The 19,581-nt window shown below is 43.1% G+C and carries 16 protein-coding genes; 4 read left to right on the top strand and 12 right to left on the bottom strand.

Going from position 1 to position 19,581, the window contains the following annotated elements:
* Positions 1–322 precede the first annotated feature (322 nt).
* Entirely contained in the window at positions 323–4,795 is a 4,473-nt protein-coding gene (locus NYE23_RS15270) for a glutamate synthase-related protein (RefSeq protein WP_341079044.1), read from the top strand.
* Between the two features lie 286 nt (positions 4,796–5,081).
* On the top strand, positions 5,082–6,161 hold the full coding sequence (locus NYE23_RS15275; protein WP_341079046.1) for an FUSC family protein: 1,080 nt from the start codon (positions 5,082–5,084) through the stop codon (positions 6,159–6,161).
* A 62-nt stretch (positions 6,162–6,223) separates the two neighbouring features.
* On the opposite strand, the gene nikC is transcribed toward NYE23_RS15275, so the two are convergent.
* The 10 genes from nikC to fabL form a co-directional block, all read right to left on the bottom strand.
* Positions 6,224–7,084, bottom strand: a complete 861-nt coding sequence (nikC, locus tag NYE23_RS15280; protein WP_341080748.1) for a nickel transporter permease — start codon at positions 7,082–7,084, stop codon at positions 6,224–6,226.
* Between the two features lie 54 nt (positions 7,085–7,138).
* Entirely contained in the window at positions 7,139–8,143 is a 1,005-nt protein-coding gene (locus tag NYE23_RS15285) for an ABC transporter permease (protein ID WP_035333117.1), read from the bottom strand.
* A 115-nt stretch (positions 8,144–8,258) separates the two neighbouring features.
* Positions 8,259–9,869, bottom strand: coding sequence for an ABC transporter substrate-binding protein (locus NYE23_RS15290; RefSeq protein ID WP_341079049.1), 1,611 nt, complete (start codon positions 9,867–9,869; stop codon positions 8,259–8,261).
* 75 nt (positions 9,870–9,944) lie between these two features.
* Positions 9,945–10,913: an ABC transporter ATP-binding protein gene (locus NYE23_RS15295; protein ID WP_341079050.1), complete on the bottom strand. Its 969-nt coding sequence runs from the start codon at positions 10,911–10,913 to the stop codon at positions 9,945–9,947.
* Positions 10,888–11,904 (bottom strand): ABC transporter ATP-binding protein, encoded by a 1,017-nt coding sequence (locus NYE23_RS15300; RefSeq protein WP_341079052.1) that lies wholly within the window; start codon positions 11,902–11,904, stop codon positions 10,888–10,890. The genes NYE23_RS15295 and NYE23_RS15300 overlap by 26 nt, the downstream gene beginning before the upstream one ends.
* Before the next feature lie 321 nt (positions 11,905–12,225).
* Positions 12,226–13,974 (bottom strand): ABC transporter ATP-binding protein, encoded by a 1,749-nt coding sequence (locus NYE23_RS15305; RefSeq protein WP_341079053.1) that lies wholly within the window; start codon positions 13,972–13,974, stop codon positions 12,226–12,228.
* Between the two features lie 210 nt (positions 13,975–14,184).
* Positions 14,185–14,715, bottom strand: coding sequence for a nucleoside tri-diphosphate phosphatase (ntdP, locus tag NYE23_RS15310; RefSeq protein ID WP_009335840.1), 531 nt, complete (start codon positions 14,713–14,715; stop codon positions 14,185–14,187).
* A 288-nt stretch (positions 14,716–15,003) separates the two neighbouring features.
* Complete coding sequence (locus NYE23_RS15315; RefSeq protein ID WP_035333110.1) at positions 15,004–15,255, bottom strand: YgaB family protein; 252 nt, start codon at positions 15,253–15,255, stop codon at positions 15,004–15,006.
* Positions 15,256–15,425: 170 nt separating this feature from the next.
* Positions 15,426–15,617: a gamma-type small acid-soluble spore protein gene (locus tag NYE23_RS15320; protein ID WP_048011778.1), complete on the bottom strand. Its 192-nt coding sequence runs from the start codon at positions 15,615–15,617 to the stop codon at positions 15,426–15,428.
* A gap of 85 nt (positions 15,618–15,702) precedes the next feature.
* Positions 15,703–16,452, bottom strand: a complete 750-nt coding sequence (fabL, locus tag NYE23_RS15325) for an enoyl-[acyl-carrier-protein] reductase FabL (protein ID WP_341079055.1) — start codon at positions 16,450–16,452, stop codon at positions 15,703–15,705.
* Between the two features lie 166 nt (positions 16,453–16,618).
* Here fabL and NYE23_RS15330 point away from each other — a divergent pair, with 166 nt between their 5' ends.
* Complete coding sequence (locus NYE23_RS15330) at positions 16,619–16,843, top strand: hypothetical protein (protein WP_019383506.1); 225 nt, start codon at positions 16,619–16,621, stop codon at positions 16,841–16,843.
* Between the two features lie 33 nt (positions 16,844–16,876).
* Here the strand turns inward: NYE23_RS15330 and mutY are convergent, their stop codons facing one another.
* Positions 16,877–17,977, bottom strand: coding sequence for an A/G-specific adenine glycosylase (gene mutY, locus NYE23_RS15335; RefSeq protein WP_341079057.1), 1,101 nt, complete (start codon positions 17,975–17,977; stop codon positions 16,877–16,879).
* 206 nt (positions 17,978–18,183) lie between these two features.
* On the opposite strand from mutY, the gene NYE23_RS15340 reads away from it, so the two are divergent.
* A complete protein-coding gene (locus tag NYE23_RS15340) occupies positions 18,184–19,164 on the top strand; it encodes a metal-dependent hydrolase (RefSeq protein WP_341079059.1) in 981 nt (326 codons plus the stop codon).
* A 33-nt stretch (positions 19,165–19,197) separates the two neighbouring features.
* On the opposite strand, the gene NYE23_RS15345 is transcribed toward NYE23_RS15340, so the two are convergent.
* Positions 19,198–19,467 carry a YfhJ family protein gene (locus NYE23_RS15345; RefSeq protein ID WP_341079061.1) on the bottom strand — a complete coding sequence of 90 codons (270 nt, stop codon included), beginning with the start codon at positions 19,465–19,467 and terminating at the stop codon, positions 19,198–19,200.
* Between the last annotated feature and the right edge of the window lie 114 nt (positions 19,468–19,581).

Below are 19,581 nucleotides of genomic sequence, written 5' to 3' on the forward strand. Positions count from 1 at the left end.
TTTTTATACAAAAGCTTATTTCCCTCTCTAAACCATATCCAACTTTTTGTATAAATAATTGATTTCTGAAAATTCATATGATATGATAGGAGAAATCTTTTGTGTAAGAACGGATTACGCTGACTTAAAGAACATTATGTCATGCAGCATATCCCGAATTATCCAACTATTCATTCAATAAATGCTCCATGCATTTACCTTTCAAACTAAAGATAACTTTGCAATACCCTCATTTAAAACCCGTAAACAAAAAAACTTATAGATTACTATTTTTCAGGAGGTGAACGGCTTTAAGGCGCAGCCTTATTTTCAGCCGAATTTTATGACATTACAGCAATGGAGTCCTTCACTTTTTAAAGAGTATCACCGCCAGGAGCATGATGCATGCGGCATCGTTTCTGCCATGGAGAAAAAGAAAGTCCCAACCCGCGAAAATATTTTCAGCTGCATCAATGCACTTGTTACGATGAATCACCGTGCCGGTTTTATTAATGGAGAAGGCGACGGTGTAGGGATCCATATTGATATCCCCAGAGAGCTATGGAAAGAAAAGTTAAAGGAAGCGGGAGCTGATTCTAACGCAGCGGAAAAGGAAGGATTTGTGGTTGGACATGTATTTATGTCCAGAAAGCAGGATACTGAATCACTGAAAGCTATCTTGCTGCAAAAACTCGCTGACGCAAATCTGACGGTTATTTATGCATCTGACGAAGTAACCAACTCATCAGCTTTAGGGCCGATTGCCATACAGGAAAACCCAGTATTCTGGCAGTTTGCCTGTTTAGCAGAATCGAATGGTACAGAGCTTTCCAAAAAGCTGTTTGAATTAATCGTTAATTTTGAAGAAGACGAACATGTCCATGTCGCCTCCCTCAGCCAGCATCATGCTGTGTACAAAGTTATGGGAGCCGGAGATATTCTTCCGAAATATTATCAAGATCTTGCAAGCCCCCTTGTTGCCTCAACAATGACGCTTGGGCATAATCGATATTCAACTAACACATTATCAAGCTTTTTCCGCGTGCAGCCTTTTAGCGTGCTGGGACATAATGGGGAAATCAACACCATTGCCAAGCTTAGGGATGAAGCCAAAATGGTCGGCGTTCCGCTAGTAAAAGACGGCAGTGACTCACAGGATCTGAGCAGAACGCTTGAAACATTTATTTGCCGCGACGGATATACTCTCTTTGAAGCAATGGACGTCATGTTCCCTCCTATCGTGAATGAAATCAAGTCATACCCTGAGCATCTTCAGGATATGTACGCCTATATCCGGGAAGCATGGGGACATTTTGCCCAGGGACCGGCAGGAATTATTTCCAGATTTGCCGATGAGGCAGTATTCAGTGTCGATGCATTGGGGCTTCGCCCGCTGTGGATGCTGGAAACCGAAAGCTCCTACCTGTTCTCATCAGAACCAGGAATCATCCCATCCACCGAATATGTTAATGAGCCTAAGCCGCTATCACCAGGTGAAAAGGTGGGGCTGAAATGGGACGGAGACACTCTGGCTGTTTACGAACATAGCCACTATCAGGCTGAAGTTTTTGAAAGATTTTCAAAGAGAGTGAACGCTGAAAATTTCCGGATTCGCCTGCAGTCTCCTAAACTGGAGAAAACCATTTCTGTAAACTACCCGGATAAGATTCACAACGGGCAGTATAAAGCGTTCGGCTGGGAGAGAGACCATGTCCAGCTTGTCGAGCAGATGGCAGAAAAAGGAGCGGAGCCAATTCGTTCTCTTGGACACGATTCACCTTTAGCAGCGCTAAATCCTCAGCGGAAGAACATCGCAGATTTTATTAAAGAAAGTGTTGCTGTGGTTACAAACCCTGCCATTGACCGTGACCGGGAAACGGAGCATTTCTCAACCCGTACAATTATCGGCCAGCGTCCTTCTTTATTTGAAAAACAGGAGCCAGGGGCCGTAATTGAATTGCAGACTCCTATTTTAATAGAAGGCAAAGCAGGCTTTGAATGTTTCGATGAACTCAATCAGCCGAGCTACGACCAGGTAACCTGCTTCTATCAGGAACAAAAGCTGATATCTTATTTGTCTGCCACATTTACGAAAGATGAAACGGTAAAGGAAGCTTTAGACCGTTTAGCAGCAGAAGCAGTTGATGCGGTAAAAAATGGCAAAACTCTGCTTGTATTGGATGATGCCAATGCTCATCAGGAGGACGCTTACTGGATTGATCCGCACCTTGCCGTCTCTGCGATCGATCAGGCTCTTGTCAAAGAAGCATTGCGCCGTGAATGTTCCCTGCTGCTCCGGTCAGCTTCAATCAGATCGCTTCATGATATCATTACCGCATTCGGTTTAGGCGCTGATATTATAAGCCCTTACTATATGTTTATGACGGTTCTTGGCGAATCTGATACACCGCTGAAAAATTTATACTCAGCTCTGACTAAAGGACTTGAAAAAGTCATTTCCACTATCGGGATTCATGAACTAAGAGGCTATGGACGGTTGTTCTCTGCCATTGGTCTTCATGAGGAATTAGCCGGATATTTGAATATCGTCAACTTCTTCGGATCTAAGGAACTTTCATTTAGCTTTAGCGTTTTAAAGGAAGACGCTTTTGCCAGAGCGGAGGATTACCAGAATGAAAAGGAGCGGATCGGAAAAACGTTCAGCCTTTTCCCGCGTATCTGGAAAGCGATCGGCGAAGTGGCGTCGACTGGTGACTATAGTGTTTACAAGGAAAAAATCACTGAACAGGAAGACCAGAACCCGACAACAATCCGCCATTTAACCGGATTTAAGGAAACGGCTTCTCATCTAAAGCCCGAAGATATCAGCTTGCATGTGGGCGAGCATGACCTGCCATTTGTCATCTCCTCCATGTCCTTTGGCTCTCAGAATGAAACGGCCTTCAGAGCCTATGCAGAAGGTGCTGACAGGCTGAACATGGTCAGCCTGAATGGAGAAGGCGGAGAAATCAAGGATATGCTTGGAAAATATCCGCGGACCCGCGGACAGCAGGTAGCATCTGGACGCTTTGGTGTTAATGCCGAGCTCCTGAATTCATCCAACCTGCTGGAAATAAAAATTGGGCAGGGTGCAAAGCCTGGTGAAGGCGGCCACCTTCCTGGATCCAAGGTAACTGCAAAAATTGCAGAGGCGCGTAATGCTACAATTGGATCGGATTTAATTTCACCTTCCAACAACCATGATATCTACTCGATTGAAGATTTGGCACAGATGATTCACGAGCTTAAGACAGCCAATGACAAAGCCAAGGTTGCTGTTAAGGTGCCGGTTGTACCCAATATCGGAACCATTGCAGTCGGGATTGCAAAAGCTGGTGCTGATATAATCACACTGAGCGGCTTTGACGGAGGTACAGGGGCAGCGAGAATTCACGCCCTGCAGCATGTAGGCCTTCCAGTTGAAATTGGTGTAAAGGCAGCTCACAACGCCCTGCTGGAAGCAGGCATCCGCGATAATGTTGAGCTTTGGGCTGATGGCGGCATTAAGAGTGCTGCAGACGTATTAAAGGTTATGCTGCTGGGTGCTAACCGTGTAGGCTTTGGCACACTTTCCATGCTGGCTATCGGCTGTACGACATGCCGCGGCTGCCATCTTGATACTTGCCATGTTGGGATTGCAACACAAATAGATTCAGAGGCACAGGCAAAGGAACATGGCTTAAGAAGATTTGTTCCACGCCAATTCGACCTTGCTGTCAAAGGCATCATGAACCTGTTTAGTGCTTTTGGCGAAGAACTGAAAGCATTAGCAGCTTCTATTGGCATAAAAAATCTGCAGGATGCAGTTGGCCGTTCTGATCTGCTTGTACAGATTAAGGGGCAGGATCAGCTTGACCTGACTCACCTGCTGAAAACACTTGAAATCGGCCAATTCTCTGCACAGGAAGCACCTGAAGCCCTGCAGGAAGCCCAGCTGCAGGTAGCTGTTGGAGCAGAGTATCTCGATGCAAGTGTAGAAGAATTGGATCAGTCACGTGAATTCCATAGCGTCACTTCCGAGCAGCGTGTACTGGGAAGCCGGGTTTCCTGCCACCGTGTAAGAAACAGACTCGACGGTTCTTATAAAACTCTTCCGCAAGTTGATTTGAAATACAAAGGCGGTTCCATTCCGGGCAATGGCCTTGGAGCTTACAACAGCTTCGGCATCAACATCGAAGTTGCCGGAGGTGCACAGGACGGCATCGGAAAAACTTCGTTCGGCGGACAAATTAAAATCTTTAAAGCTAAAGGCAAGAATGGCAAGTTTTATAATGGCTCTGTTGGCAAAGGGTTTGGCTATGGAGCACAGGAAGGCTTGCTTGTAGCTCAAGGAAATGCTGACGCACGTGCCGGAATCAGATTATCCGGAGCGGATATGATTATCGGCGGCCAGCTGCAAAAGCCGCTGCCTGAAAAAGAATACGGCAATATCGGTTCAAACGCCAATATTAAAGGGTTTGCCTTTGAGTATATGACGAATGGCCGAGGCCTGGTCCTTGGCGATGCCGGTCCATGGATCTGCGCAGGAATGACAGGCGGTGTTGTTTACTTAAGACACCAGCCGGAAATGGGCTTAACAAAAGAAGCCATCCAGCGCAGAATTGCAAAAGGAGCTAAAGTCTCCGTTACTTCTCTTTCCGATAAAGGAAAGGAAGATGTAAAAGAACTGCTTGGCCAATACATTGCCATGCTGAATGATCAGAGACAGACAGAAGAAGCTTCCCAGTTTGCTTCCCTTCTTAATCATCCGGAAGACCACTTTGTTCAAGTTATACCGGTCAAAGAGCAGGCAGACCCATCTGTTTCCACAGAGTGATTATCTGCACCAATCAAGCCCCATCCGTTTCTTCGGATGGGGCTTTTTGTCTTCTTTATTAGCAATCTCTTGAACTTTTCACTTCATTTAGGCACCCTTAACTTTTTTTACTAACTTTTAATATTAATTTCATAAAAATGCCCCTTGAACTTCTTTCCATATCCCTGTATAGTACAATATTGTTTAACAATGAGCAAAATCGTTTAAAGTATGTATAATTACTGCTTTTACGGTTTAATCGCTTTTTAATGAACCCAACTTTTATGAAAGAAAGGACATATATTGTATGAAACTTGGCGCCCGCATTCTTAAGACGGGAATCGCAATCATTTTAGCTCTTTTATTATCAGAACTCTTTCATCTGCCTGCTCCTATCTTTGCAGGAATTGCTGCTATTTTTGCCGTTCAGCCGACCATTTACAGATCTTATCTTTCTATTGTGGAACAGATCCAGGGGAACGCAATCGGCGCATTAATTGCCGTGATTTTTGTGCTTTTATTCGGCAACCATGTCTTCATCATAGGCCTGGCAGCTATTATTGTTATCACGATTAATCTTAAGCTTAAAATTGAAAACACAATTGGCCTGTCACTTGTAACCCTGATTGTCATTATGGAGACACCGGGCGATACCTTTCTGCAATTTGCTCTTATTCGATTCTCAACCATTATGCTCGGGGTTTTGTCAGCTTTTATCGTTAACCTTGTATTTCTGCCTCCTAAATATGAAAACAAGCTTTACTTTAAAATATCCAATAACACAGAGGAAATTACCAAATGGATCAGGCTTACCATACGTCATGCATCTGAACACAGACTGCTGAAAAACGATATTGATAAGATGAAAGACAGCAATGTTAAGCTTGAACAGCTGTATTTAATGTATAAAGAGGAAAGAAATTATTTTAAACGAAATGACCTGGTTAAATCCAGAAAACTCGTTATTTACCGGCATATGATTTCCACTGTTAAACGCTCGCTTGAAACATTAAAAAAGCTTCATCGCTTTGAAAATGATCTGCAGCAAATGCCTGAAGAATTCCAGCATGCTGTGCAGCAGCAGCTTGATATTCTTATCCATTATCATGAACACGTCATGCTTAAATTTATTGGGAAAGTTCGTCCGAATGTAGTGTTTGAGGAAGGCGACTTCAGCCTGAGCAGAAAGGAACTGGTGAACCTTTTCCTGGCTCAGCAAAAAGAACATGAACATGATGAAGAATCCATTCTCCCCCATATCATGCAGGTAGTATCAGCTATTGTTGATTACGATGAACATGTAGAGCATCTGGATAAACTTATATCCAGCTTTCAGTCATATCATAAGGAAGAAAATGAGGTTTCCATACCGGAGAATGCCGAGTAGACTGTGATATCTATACAACTTGCCTTCATAGAAAAAAGCAGCTGATGTCAGCTGCTTTTTTGTTAATTCTTCATACGCGGATCAAGTGCATCCCTTAATCCATCACCCATTAAATTAAATCCCAGAACTGTAAGCATGATCGCAAGCCCGGGGAAGATCATCGTCCATGGAGCCTGTATTAAATATGCCTTCGCATCAGAGAGCATTTTTCCCCATTCAGGATTTGGAGCCTCTGCACCGAGGCCAAGGAATCCCAAGGCAGCACATTCAATAATGGCGGTTGCAATTGCAAGTGTTCCCTGCACAATTATCGGCGCCATACTATTTGGCAGTACATGCCTGAAGAGAATACGGCTGTTGCTCATCCCAATCGCTTTTGCAGCCATAATATATTCCTCCTGTTTGACACTCAGTACCCTCGAACGGATAAGTCTGCCAAAGTTGGGAATATTGATAACCGCAATGGCAATCAGAGCATTTCTCAATGATGGGCCAAGCACAGCCACAATCGCAATGGCCAGCAATATGCTTGGGAAAGCAAGCATGATATCAAAAATGCGGGAGATGATGGTATCAACCCATTTGCCATAATATCCTGCTACTACACCTAAAAGGCATCCAACTACAATAGATCCGATTACGGCCAGAAAACCTACCCATAATGAGATCCTCGCCCCGTAAACAACCCTTGAAAAGATATCCCGGCCGAAGTCATCTGTTCCAAACCAATGCTGGCTGGATGGAGCCTGAAGCCTTTTTGACAGCATCTGTTCATTAATCCCCTGTGGTGCAATAAGGGGTGCGAATACAGCCAGAAGGATGAAAAATACTACAATAATGGTGCCGATTAAAGCCAGTTTATTTTTTCTAAAGCTCCTCCATGCTTCCACCCAGGGGGAAACCGCTTTTTCTTCAGCTGGCATAATAGGCGGCTGAATGTCTTTTTGTGTTGAAAGTTCCAAGTACGTTCCCCCTCCTTAATTATATTTAATCCGCGGATCAATTGCTGCATACAGCAAGTCCACCACTAGATTAATCATGACAAAGATAAATGCAATGATAAGTATGCCTGACTGGATAACAGGATAGTCCCGATAGTTGATAGCCTCATAAATATATCGTCCGATTCCCGGCCAGCTGAAAATCGTCTCAGTTAAAATGGCGCCTCCCAGCAATAATCCCATTTGAAGACCGATAATTGTAAGAACTGGAATGATGGCATTCTTTAATGAGTGCTTATAAACAACCCAGAACATTCTCAAGCCTTTGGCCCTTGCTGTTCTGACAAAATCGGATCTCATTACCTCAAGCATCGTAGAACGGGTAATTCTCGCAATGATCGCCATTGGGATGGTCGCCAGGGCAAATGCCGGCAGAATCAGGTGTCTGATGACATCCCAGAATTGATCCATCCTTCCCTGCAGAAGGGTATCAATCATATATATGTTCGTAATGGCCTCAATCGGATTTCTTACTTCTTCCCTTCCCGATGTAGGAAGCCAGTCCAGCTTAATGGCAAATGCCCACTGCTCCATTAAGCCGAGCCAGAAGATTGGCATGGAAACGCCAATTAGTGCAAGCACCATTGCCACATAATCAAACCATGAATTCTGATACCAGGCACTGATGATTCCGGCATTCACACCGATAAAAACAGCAATTAGCATGGCAACGAATGTAAGTTCAATTGTTGCAGCCAGATACGGCCAAATTTCCTGGCTTATTTCCGTTTTAGTCCGGAGTGATTCTCCAAGATCCCCCGTAATAAGCCCGCCCAGATATGTAAAATATTGAAGGTACCAAGGCTGGTCCAGCCCCAGCTGCTTCGTTAATTCTTCCACTGCTTCTTTTGTTGCCAATTGTCCCAAAATAATCTGTGCCGGATTACCGGGTATTGCCCGGATCATAAAAAAGACGATTAAAGAAAGCCCCAGCAGAACGGGAATTAGGGAAAACAGACGTTTAAGTGTGTAGGACAGCATTGCCATCTCACCTCTCTTGAAGGGTTAAAATATTTTGGAATAAAAAAGGGAGCTACAGAACTGTACTCCCTTTTCCTTGAATATAAGAAGTATACTATCTCACTTGTAAAGCACCTTATTTAAATTCTACAGTTGCCAGTAAATCAGAACCTGTTGGATGCGGCTTGAAGCCTGTGATATCAGCTTTACCCGCAAGGATTGGCCTTGAGTGAACAAGTGGAATCCACGGAGCATCTTCTTTGATCAGAAGCTGAGCCTCTTTGTAAAGTTTTTCACGCTCTGCCTGGTCTGCACTAGCCTGAGCTTTTACAAGCAGTTCATGCACTTCAGGGTTTTTGTAGTAAGAGTAGTTGTTAGAACCGATGCTGTCCTGGTCAAGAAGCACATACAGGAAGTTATCAGCATCCCCATTATCGCCAGTCCATCCTAATAGGAATGTATCAGCTTCACCATTCTTAGCTTTATCCAGGTAAGTACCCCACTCATAAGTTACAATTTTTGCTTTTACACCGATTGCATCAAAGTTGGCTTGAAGTGCTTCAGCCACTTTTTGTCCATCCGGCATATATGGTCTAGGAACCGGCATTGCCCATAGCTCCATTTCAAAACCATCTTCATATCCTGCTTCTTTTAAAAGTTCCTTAGCCTTCTCAGGGTCATACTCATAATCCTTAACGTCATCATTGTAACCAGCTACAACTGAAGGCATTGGGTTTTTCGCAGGCTCAGCTGCACCCGCATAGAATGCATCAATAAGAGCTTGCTTATCAACTGCATAGTTCAATGCCTGGCGGACTTTTTTATCTTTTAATGGTCCACGTGTGCTTGTCAATCCAAGGTAAGCTACGTTTAATGATGGACGTTCAAAAGTTTGAAGATCCGGATTTCCTTCGATTTGGCCAACATCACTGAAGTTAACACCATCGATTAAGTCGACTTCGCCTGTAGCCAGGGCGTTCAGACGAGCAGAGTTTTCAGGGATGACACGGAAGATAACCTCATCTAGCTTTGGAAGGCCTTCCTGCCAGTATTCTTCATTCTTCACCAGAGTGATGCGGTCGTTTGCTTTGTATTCTTTAAATACAAATGGACCTGTTCCCACCGGGTTGTGAAGGAATTTTTCACCATGCTTTTCAATCGCTGCCGGGCTTGCAATTCCAAATGGAGACATTGCAAGATTCTTAAAGAATGGTGCAATTGGCTTGTTTAAAGTAAACTCAACTGTGTAATCATCTACCGCTTTCACTTCAGAGATTTTATCTCCAAACTGAGAGTTATAGTAATAGAATTGCTCAGCGCTTCCAGCTTTCCATCTTTCAAAGTTGAAGACAACTGCTTCGGCATTGAAATCAGTTCCATCGTGGAACTTAACGCCTTCACGAAGCTTTAAAGTATGCTTTAGCCCATCTTCGCTTGAATCCCATTCAGTAGCAAGGCCAGGCTGAATTTCTGTATCCTGCTCACCAAATTCGATCAGAGTTTCATAGATGTTTTTTGTAACTTTAAAAGATTCACCTTCTGTTGTAATAGCGGGATCAAGTGAAGTTGAATCACCGCCGCGGCCAAATACTAATGTTCCGCCTGATGACGCTTCTTCTGTATCTGTACCTTTCTCTTTATCCTTTTCGTCTTTCGTTCCGCTGCTTGAGTTGCTGCTGCAGCCGGCAAGAGCCAGTGACAGTAACAAAGCTGCAACCAGGAACCAAATGCCATTGCGCTTCTTCATTGTTTTCCCCCTTTTTTCTTTTGCCGGTATCGGCTGTTTACATATTTATCATCCATGCAGTTCTGCCTCTATAGCTCAGCTATAGAGATGGCAGGCTGCAAAGTGACCCGGTTCAATTTCCTTCAGCTGCGGCCTATCTGTTTTGCAGATTTCCATGCATTCTTTACATCTAGTATGGAAGGCACATCCAGCAGGCGGATTCTGCGGGCTTGGAATGTCCCCGGTTAATAATTCCCTGTCTTTCTTTAATGTCGGGTCAGGGATGGGAACTGCACCAAGCAATGCCTTTGTATATGGATGCAGCGGCTTATCGTAGAGCTGGTCAGAGGTTGTGATCTCTACTAATCTTCCAAGATACATAACACCAACTCTATCACTGATATGTTTAACTACCCCGAGATCATGGGCAATGAATATATACGTCAGCTGAAATTCTTTTTGAAGATCTTCCAGCAGGTTGAGCACCTGTGATTGAATGGATACATCAAGTGCTGAAACAGGCTCATCTGCAATGATCAGCTTAGGCTTGGTCATCAATGCCCTTGCGATTCCAATCCTCTGCCTTTGGCCTCCGCTGAATTGGTGCGGATAGCGTTTGGCATGGTAGCTGCTGAGGCCGACAACCTCAAGCATCTCTTTTACCCGCTGTTTACGTTCTTCTTTGTTCCCGATGCCGTGCACAATGAGAGGCTCCTCCAAAATCTGCTCAACAGTATGGCGGGGATTTAACGACGCAAACGGATCCTGGAATACCATTTGCATTTCCTTTCTCATCTTGCGCATTTCCGCAGAGTTTAGGGAAGTCAGATCTTTGCCTTCAAAAACTACTTTCCCCTCTGTTGGTTCAATCAGGCGCATCAGCATTCTCCCTGTGGTTGATTTGCCGCATCCTGATTCACCTACAAGGCCAAGCGTTTCCCCTTTGTTAACGAAGAAGCTGATATCATCAACCGCTTTCACATCACCCTGTTTTCTTCCAAACAGACCGCCTGTTACGGGGAAATATTTCTTTAACTGATTAACTTCCAACAGCACTTCGGTCATTAATGACACCCCCAGACTCATGCAGGAAACAGCGCACTGTATGCTGTTCTGCATTATTGGCATTATAAAGCGGAGGGCTTTCCGTCATGCATCGGTCATGGACAAATTCACAGCGCGCTGCAAAACGGCATCCAGTCTTGATGGAGCCCGGTTTAGGCACATTTCCCGGAATCGAATATAATCGCTCTTTTTTCTCTCTTACATCAGGCACTGATTGAAGAAGTCCCTGGGTATAAGGATGCTTTGGATTTTTGAATATCTCTTCTACAGGAGCTTCCTCCACTATTTTCCCGGCATACATGACAATTACCCTCTCACATACTTCCGCTACTACCCCGAGATCATGCGTAATCATGACTATGGCTGTGTCCAGCTTTTCATTAAGATCCTTCATAAGGGATAATATCTGTGCCTGGATTGTCACGTCCAAAGCGGTTGTCGGCTCATCTGCAATCAGAAGCCGGGGATGGCAGGACAATGCCATGGCAATCATTACCCTCTGCCTCATTCCCCCTGACAGCTGGTGGGGATATTCCTTTACAATCTGCTCTGCCCTTGGCAGGCCAACAAGCTTAAGCATTTCAACAGCCTGCTGGATTGCAGCCTTTTTATTTAGCTTTTTATGTAGTCTAATTCCTTCTATCAGCTGATCTCCAATTGTAAATAACGGATTCAATGAAGTCATCGGCTCCTGAAAAATCATAGCCACTTCATTTCCCCTTATTTCACGCATTCTTTTTTCTGATGCTTTAACGAGATCTTCTCCATCTAAAAGAATTTCACCGCCAACAATTTTTCCCGGGGGCTGTGGAATCAGCTTCATAATGGATAGAGATGTAACACTCTTCCCGCAGCCTGATTCTCCTACTATTCCCAGAATTTCACCCTTGTTGACCGAGAAGCTGATATCATCCACAGCCGGAACTTCTCCATCTGAAGAGAAAAAGGATGTCCTTAGCTGTTTTACATCTAAAACTGGAGCTTGAGTCACACGGATACTCCTTTCCTGATCGTCCGTTTCTATGAAATGGGACATTTTTAACAATTTTGGATCTTAGGTCACTATCTTTTTTTCATTCTATAAAAAAAGATTGGTTAAGTCTACTCATTTTTCTAAATTATTTAAATATAGTAAACATTATATATTTTTAGATTTGGTTTAATAAGTAATATCCTACTAATATTTATGAAAAAGATGGAGATTAATGACCGTTATTTGCCGGAAGCTATTTTAACACTATAGTAATTTAACGCATTGCTATAAAAAAGCTCACAAACAAAGCCGGCCCTGTAATAGAGCCGGCTTTTTAACCTAATTTTCAAGCTGCTGAACTTGAAAAAGCTTATAATAATTCCCTAGTTTTTTCATTAATTCGTCATGGCTTCCCGCTTCAGAAATTTCACCATGCTCTATCAGAATAATTCTATCTGCATGTGTGATGGTGGAAAGGCGATGAGCCACGATAAAAGTCGTGCGGTCTTTAGCCAATTTTTCCAATGCTTCCTGTATCAGATGTTCACTCTCCAGATCAAGGGCTGAAGTGGCTTCATCCAGCACAAGGATCGGCGGATTTTTCAAAAAGATTCTCGCAATGGCAATTCGCTGCTTCTGCCCTCCCGAGAGTTTCACACCGCGCTCGCCAACCTTGGTATCATAGCCTTCAGGCAAATTCATAATAAATTCGTGGGCATTTGCAGCCCTGGCAGCATCTATTACTTCCTCTTCAGTAGCATCGGGTTTGCCGAGCAGAATGTTAGTTTTGACCGATTCACTGAACAAAATATTATCCTGAAGCACCATCCCTATTTTATCGCGAAGGCTCCTTACTTTAAACGAACGGATATCAGTGCCGTCAAGCAGAATTCTGCCTTCATTCACATCGTAAAAACGCGGAATCAGCCCTACCAGAGAGGACTTTCCTCCTCCGCTCATCCCTACAAGGGCAATTGTTTCCCCTGCTGATACATCGAGATTTATTTCCTTTAATACCGGAGGCTCATTCTCATTGTAGGAAAAGCTCACTTCTTCAAATTGGATATGCCCTTTAACATCCCGGCATTGGATGGCATCAGGTGAATCGTCAATATCGTATTTCTCATCAATTAACTCAAATACCCGATCCATGGATGCGATTGATTGGGTTAAGGTGGTTGAAGAGTTAACAAGCCTTCTAAGCGGACCGTACAATCTATCTATATAAGCGACAAATGCCATCATGACACCGAGGGAAATATCTCCCTGGATAACCTGATATCCTGAATACCCAATGACTAAAAGAGGTGAAATATCTGTAATGGTGTTAACTACTGCAAATGCTTTTGCATTCCACTTCGTATGGTCGATCGCTTTTGTCAGGAAATTCTTATTTTGTGCATCAAATTGGGTTTGCTCATAATCCTCAATGGCAAAGCTTTTCACAACTGCCATCCCCTGTACACGTTCATGAAGATAGCCCTGTACCTCTGCAAGAGCCTGTGAACGGGCCCTTGTCAGCTTTCTGAGGTTCCCAAAAAAGTATTTAACTGAAAAAGCATAAAATGGAAATAACAGCAGTGACACAAACGTCAGCGTAACGTCCATATTCATCATAATAACAACTGCAATTAAAATGGTTGCCACATCAAGCCATAAATTCATTAAACCGGTTACTACGAATGTTTTGGTTTGCTCAACATCATTTATTACCCTGGAGATAACTTCCCCTGTCCTGGTATTTGCATAGAATCGGAAGCTTAACTTTTGAATGTGGGTAAAAAGCTTGTCCCGGATATCATAGAGAATTTTGCTTGCCACCCACTGGGCAAAATATTGGCGGTAATACTCAATTGGCGGACGGGCAATGACAAATAAAGCAATCATCACAGCCATAACCATTAACAGTGTGCTGTTCTTATCGCTCTGGCTCAATGCTTCATTACCAATAATATCATCTATTACATACTTAATCAGAAGCGGAATCAAAAGCGGAATGGCAAATTTTATGATGCCTATGATAATGGTTCCGATAATCTGAAGCCGATACGGCTTAACGAATTTCAAATATCTTTTTATACTGTCCAACCGGATCGCTCCCCCTCTCTGTCGCATTCCCTGTTATTTTCTTAAACTTACCCCTTAACCCGGCAATCATGCAGATTCAGGGCAATAAGAAAAGCGCAAGCGCCTTGCCCACCCCCGACACCTTGAGGGAGCAGACGCTTTCGCTAGACAAAAATAAAAACCTGCTGACTCAAGGTCCAACAGGCGTTTTTTTCGGCATTCAGCCATTTTTTAGCGTCTGTAAGTAAGATAACGTTCATACCATATATCAATAAAGTCGGGTGCAAAAGGACCTTTTCTCTGACGGATCCAATGGATGAGGTTGTCCACATTTGATTTAAGGATGCTGTCAATCACATCGGGATAATTCATTTCCTGACGGTGCCGTTCATACTCGTCTTCGTCAAGCAAATTGAATGTCATGTCCGGATATACTTTAATATCGAGATCATAATCAATATACTTTAACGCTTCTCCATCAAAAATAAATGGTGAACTAATATTACAGTAATAATAAACACCATCTTCCCGAATCATTCCAATCACATTAAACCAGTGCTGTGAATGAAAATAACAAATGGCTGGCTCTCTTGTCACCCATGTTCTTCCGTCAGATTCTGTTACGATTGTCCGGTCATTTCCGCCAATCACAAGATTTTGAGTCCCTTTTAATACGGTTGTTTCCTCCCAGACGCGGTGGATATGCCCATTATGTTTATAGCTGTGTATTTGCATTGGTTCGCCTTCGATGGGTACCGCCATTCTTTTTCCCCTACTTTCCTTCCGGAAGCTTTGCAACCTGATAATACTTTTTTGGCGCCTTTAATAGGCTTCCTCCCCTTCATGCTAAGTGCATACTGCACAGCATGACTCAATAATATCCAAAAGAAAAAGGCAACAAAGTACGATTCCTGTTTTCTACTATTATAACGGTAAAAGGAAATTTTTAAAACAAAGAGCCATTGAAATGTATCAACGGCTGTAAAAAAAGGATATAATAGCTTATTTTATAGGTATTGAAGACAACGAAAGATTATAGAGAGTTTATCTTTAAACGGTTACATTTACTTTCTGATAGGAGCGGATGACCTCTTCGGTCTGTTCCTCAAATATACGATGAATTTGTTTGAGCTCTTCTTTCATTCTGGCAATTTCATACTGTACACTTTCAAGTTCCGTTTCCTGCTGAATTGCTTTTAATTCCTCTTCAATCTCCTGGCAGCGCTCCAGCTCACTCTGCAGATAAAGAAGTTTTTCCATCGTTTTCATCTGTTCTGAAACTAAACTGTTAAAGTTCTCCATGTTTGTTCCACCGTCCCCATTATTTTTCCTATTTCTATAATTTCGCTGTACCTTTTTTTAACCCTTTGACTAGTTATGTTGACTTTATGGAAGTTTTGTCGAAGGGTGAGAGCAGCAAAAAAAGAAGCCGCCTTTTCCATTTAAAAGGCGGCTTCTCTCTTTAGATGTAATTAGCGGCTTTGTTTGCCGGCATTTTGACCTTTGCGAGCTTCAGCTTGCTGGTTTTGCTGTCTTACTTCAGCAGCATTTGTTTCGCTGGCAAATTCAGTACCGTATTGGCCTTGGCCAGCAGATTGTGCGTTTTGTTGTCTCACTTCTTGAACGTTAGTTCCAGCTTGAGATTGGTTTGGTTGTTTAGCCATTATAATCACCTCCACGCTCATTAATTTAACCGGGAGCGGAGGAAACTATCCAACTTTTTTACAAACCAAAAATATCCATATTTTATTAAACCAGCAGAGAAATGCCGCCATCCACAATAATCGTCTGGCCGCGGATCATGCTGGATTCCTCGCCTAACAAAAACATTACTGTATTCACCATATCTTCAATTTCAACCATTCGTCCTGCAGGAGTTTTGGCTTTTGCTTCTTCGAGAAGCTCTGTACGGTTAGGGAAATGTTTTAATGCTTCTGTATCCACTGCACCGCCTGAAACAGCGTTTACGGTGATATTCTTAGGAGCCAATTCAACAGCCAGGTAACGTGTCAATGCTTCCAATGCTGCCTTGGAAACCCCTACAGTCGTATAGTTTTCCAGATAGCGGATTGATCCCAGCGAGCTGATGCTTACAATTTTTCCGCCCCCGCTTTTCTCCATTAGCTTTGCAGCTTCCTGACCGCAGAAAAGCAGGGCTTTGCTGTTAATATTCATCGTCCAGTCCCAATGAGATTCTTCCAGTTCCATAACCGGACGCAGAACCCCGGAAGCTGCATTGTTGACAAACACATCGAGCCTTCCGAATTCACGGTCAATCTCCGCGAAAAGGCCTTTAATTTTCTCTACATCCCCCACATTTGCTTTTACAACCAATACTTTTCTTCCGAGCGCCTCAATTTCGGCTGCTGTTTCATTTGCAGCCGATTTGCTGCGTGCGTAATTGATGACAATATCATAGCCTTCTTTGGCAAGCCTGATGGCTGTTGCCTTTCCAATTCCTCTGCTGCTTCCTGTTACCAGTGCTACTCTTTGTGTCATGATTCAATTTCCTTTCTGTTATGTATTTCTGTTGTTTAAGGATTTTTTTCACGGGAATTTATAAAACAAAACACCTTACCGATTTCATTTTAGCTTTTTCCATGTATAGATGGCAATTCGAATTAAAACACTATCTGTAATCCAATTGAGGAAAGGAAGATGGCATATGTTTGTGGGTCGTGATATGACAGAGCTTTCTATGATGTCAAAATCGGACTGGAAGGACAGCGAGCTTGCTTTTTACCATCATTCATTTCAGCAGATCATGCCTTATTTAAATGCTGAGGGCCAGACGATTCATAGAGAGATTATTGAAGAAATAGAAAACCGCGGCGGCCTGAAGAGACAGGAAGCCGATTATACTCACGGGACCAGGGTCAGCTACGATTAATAGTGAAGGAAAAAGGGGAACGTTCCCCTTTTTCTATGTTTGGCTTTCCAAATATTGCTTCCAGATTTTCTGATGGGAAACCGGAAAAGGAAATTCCTTCATTTCTTCAAGCGTGACTAATTTCAAATCATTTTTTTCCTCTATAAGTTCTAATAATTTCCCTTTATAAACATTAATGTTCCATGTCAAATGGGAAAAAACGTGTTCGATCTGACCCGTCATTTCCTGAATATCCACATTGGCGCCATATTGTGTACTGAACGCATCCTTCATCTGCTCTTTGTCGCTTACATAAGCAATATTGATCTCTGCCATGGGAAATTCCCAGAGATTAGCAAGCAGTCCTTTACCGGGTCTTTTGTGTATGAGAACCCGCTCCTGATCATCTATAAGGACAGCTGCTGCCAATTGCACATTTTTTTGCTTTTTGATTTTCGTTTTTACGGGCAGGTCCTGCTGAGTCCCTTCATAAAAAGCAGTACAATGTTCTCTCACCGGGCATAATAAGCAGGAAGGCGAGGTTGGTGTACATATTAATGCGCCAAGCTCCATAAGCGCCTGGTTGAAATGGGACGGGTTTTCATGTGAAATTAAAGTTCGAACGGAAAACTCAAAGATTTTCCTGGAAGAAGGCTTTGCGATATCTTCCCAGATGGAGAGGATTCTTGACAGGACACGCATTACATTGCCATCCACAGCCGGTTCGGGTATTCCATACGCAATACTGAGAATGGCCCCTGCTGTATAGGGTCCCACTCCTTTTAGGGTGGAGATCTCTTTTGGCGTATCCGGAACTTTCCCCCCATATTTTTCATGTACCTCCCGGACGGCAGCCTGAAGATTTCTTGCCCGTGAATAATACCCTAGACCCTCCCAGGCTTTTAATACCTTTTCTTCGTCTGCTTCAGAAAGATCCTTGATGGTCGGAAACTGTTCAATAAAACGGTGAAAATAGGGGATTACAGTGTCCACCCGTGTCTGCTGAAGCATAATTTCAGAAACCCATACTTTGTACGGATCCTGATCTTTTCTCCAGGGCAAATCCCTTTGCTCGGCTTCGAACCAGCTGAGCAAATCATCTTGAAAACCTTTTATATCGGTTGATTCGATTGTATTTTGACTAACTTCTTTCAATTTTTTAATCCTCCTGATGTTAAACAATCGGAAAATATGGGAATATATTAGTACAGTCGCTGCTTATTAATAATTGAACATCAACTTCTGCGACACCTTTAAAGGTACCCATTTTCAGCTGTTAATACAAGAATTTTGCTGTTACACTTTAAGTAAATTAGGTACTCAATATATGATTTGTTACCAGGGAAGGAGGTATTTTCCTCTTGGATACCGGCACACATGTAGTGATGGGGCTGGCGCTTGGCGGCATAGCCACTCTTGATCCCGTTGTTGCGGAGAGTTCTGCTACAGCAACAAGTGTCATGATTGGAGCCATCGTCGGTTCGCAAATACCTGATATCGATACTGTCTTAAAACTAAGAAATAATGCCGTTTACATTCGCAATCACAGGGGAATTACTCACTCCATTCCGGCCGTCCTGCTTTGGCCGCTTGCCATACTAGCTGTGATTTATCCGTTTTTTCCGTCAGCTAATCTGCTGCACTTATGGCTATGGACTTTTTTGGCTGTATTCCTGCATGTTTTTGTAGACATATTCAATGCATATGGAACACAGGCACTCCGGCCCTTTTCATCCAAATGGGTAGCACTGGGGATTATTAACACATTTGACCCATTCATTTTTGGGATTCATGTCGCCGGATTATTCATTTGGGCATTTGGGGCTCATCCAGGTTATACATTCCTAATCATTTATGGCATTATTTTCGTTTATTATCTTCTGCGGTTTGCAGCCCAGAGAAGTGTTTTAAATGCCGTAAAGGTTATGATACCGGATGCAACTGAAATCATCATTGCCCCAACGATGAGATTTAATCAGTGGCGTGTGGCGGTTATGAGCAGGCAGCAATTTTTCGTCGGGCGTGCTGTTAAAAACCACGTGAGAATTCTCGATCAATTTAATCGCGTTCCCGTTCCCGAGACACCTGTAATAGAAGCCGCGAAGAAAGATAAAAATCTATCTGCATTCCTGTCCTTCTCACCGGTTTACCGCTGGGAAGTGGATGAATATGATGATTATTACGAAGTTCGTTTTATTGACCTTCGCTACCGGAGCAATGGACATTATCCATTTGTAGCCGTGGTCCAGCTCGATCGGGAGTTTAACATTCAATCATCTTATACGGGCTGGATTTTCAGCGAGGAAAAGCTTCGAAAAAAACTGGATATTCTTCCCGGATAATAAAAACAGGCTGCTACGATTGGCAGCCTGTTTTTAATTTAAGGTATTCTTATCCTGTTCAAGCAAATGCTGGTATTTAGGATTATTGGCAACAAATTCATGGAGCCTGCTGCCATAGTTTTCTATCCATTGCCTTACAATTCTTTCTGTCATTTCAGCACCCTTATATTCTCTGCCAGCCTTGGCATATGTTGCTTCGAAATCCTCCCAAAGCAGCTCAATCCATGTCTGGGCCTGACTTGCCGAAAGCAGGTTATTCTTTTCCAATAAAAGCTCATAAAGCTTTTGCTGGTACTCATTCATAAAAATCACCTCTTTTCCATTTATTAATCCCCTTAATCCTTCATAGCCTTCCGTAAAATACAAATAATAGTATTACGTGATTAGCTATTTGCCGGTCACGCTCTTATTCCGGTT

Source organism: Cytobacillus sp. FSL H8-0458 (assembly GCF_038002165.1).
In the GTDB taxonomy this organism is placed as follows: domain Bacteria; phylum Bacillota; class Bacilli; order Bacillales; family Cytobacillaceae; genus Cytobacillus.

What these genes read in the sequence shown, in the direction of transcription:
- NYE23_RS15290 (WP_341079049.1), bottom strand. Translation starts at nt 9,869, where the DNA reads ATGAAGAAGCGCAATGGCATTTGGTTCCTGGTTGCAGCTTTGTTACTG.
- NYE23_RS15270 (WP_341079044.1), top strand. Translation starts at nt 323, where the DNA reads ATGACATTACAGCAATGGAGTCCTTCACTTTTTAAAGAGTATCACCGC.
- NYE23_RS15330 (WP_019383506.1), top strand. Translation starts at nt 16,619, where the DNA reads ATGTTTGTGGGTCGTGATATGACAGAGCTTTCTATGATGTCAAAATCG.
- NYE23_RS15320 (WP_048011778.1), bottom strand. Translation starts at nt 15,617, where the DNA reads ATGGCTAAACAACCAAACCAATCTCAAGCTGGAACTAACGTTCAAGAA.
- NYE23_RS15315 (WP_035333110.1), bottom strand. Translation starts at nt 15,255, where the DNA reads ATGGAGAACTTTAACAGTTTAGTTTCAGAACAGATGAAAACGATGGAA.
- NYE23_RS15345 (WP_341079061.1), bottom strand. Translation starts at nt 19,467, where the DNA reads ATGAATGAGTACCAGCAAAAGCTTTATGAGCTTTTATTGGAAAAGAAT.
- fabL (WP_341079055.1), bottom strand. Translation starts at nt 16,452, where the DNA reads ATGACACAAAGAGTAGCACTGGTAACAGGAAGCAGCAGAGGAATTGGA.
- nikC (WP_341080748.1), bottom strand. Translation starts at nt 7,084, where the DNA reads ATGCCAGCTGAAGAAAAAGCGGTTTCCCCCTGGGTGGAAGCATGGAGG.
- NYE23_RS15275 (WP_341079046.1), top strand. Translation starts at nt 5,082, where the DNA reads ATGAAACTTGGCGCCCGCATTCTTAAGACGGGAATCGCAATCATTTTA.
- NYE23_RS15295 (WP_341079050.1), bottom strand. Translation starts at nt 10,913, where the DNA reads ATGACCGAAGTGCTGTTGGAAGTTAATCAGTTAAAGAAATATTTCCCC.
- ntdP (WP_009335840.1), bottom strand. Translation starts at nt 14,715, where the DNA reads ATGGCGGTACCCATCGAAGGCGAACCAATGCAAATACACAGCTATAAA.
- NYE23_RS15285 (WP_035333117.1), bottom strand. Translation starts at nt 8,143, where the DNA reads ATGCTGTCCTACACACTTAAACGTCTGTTTTCCCTAATTCCCGTTCTG.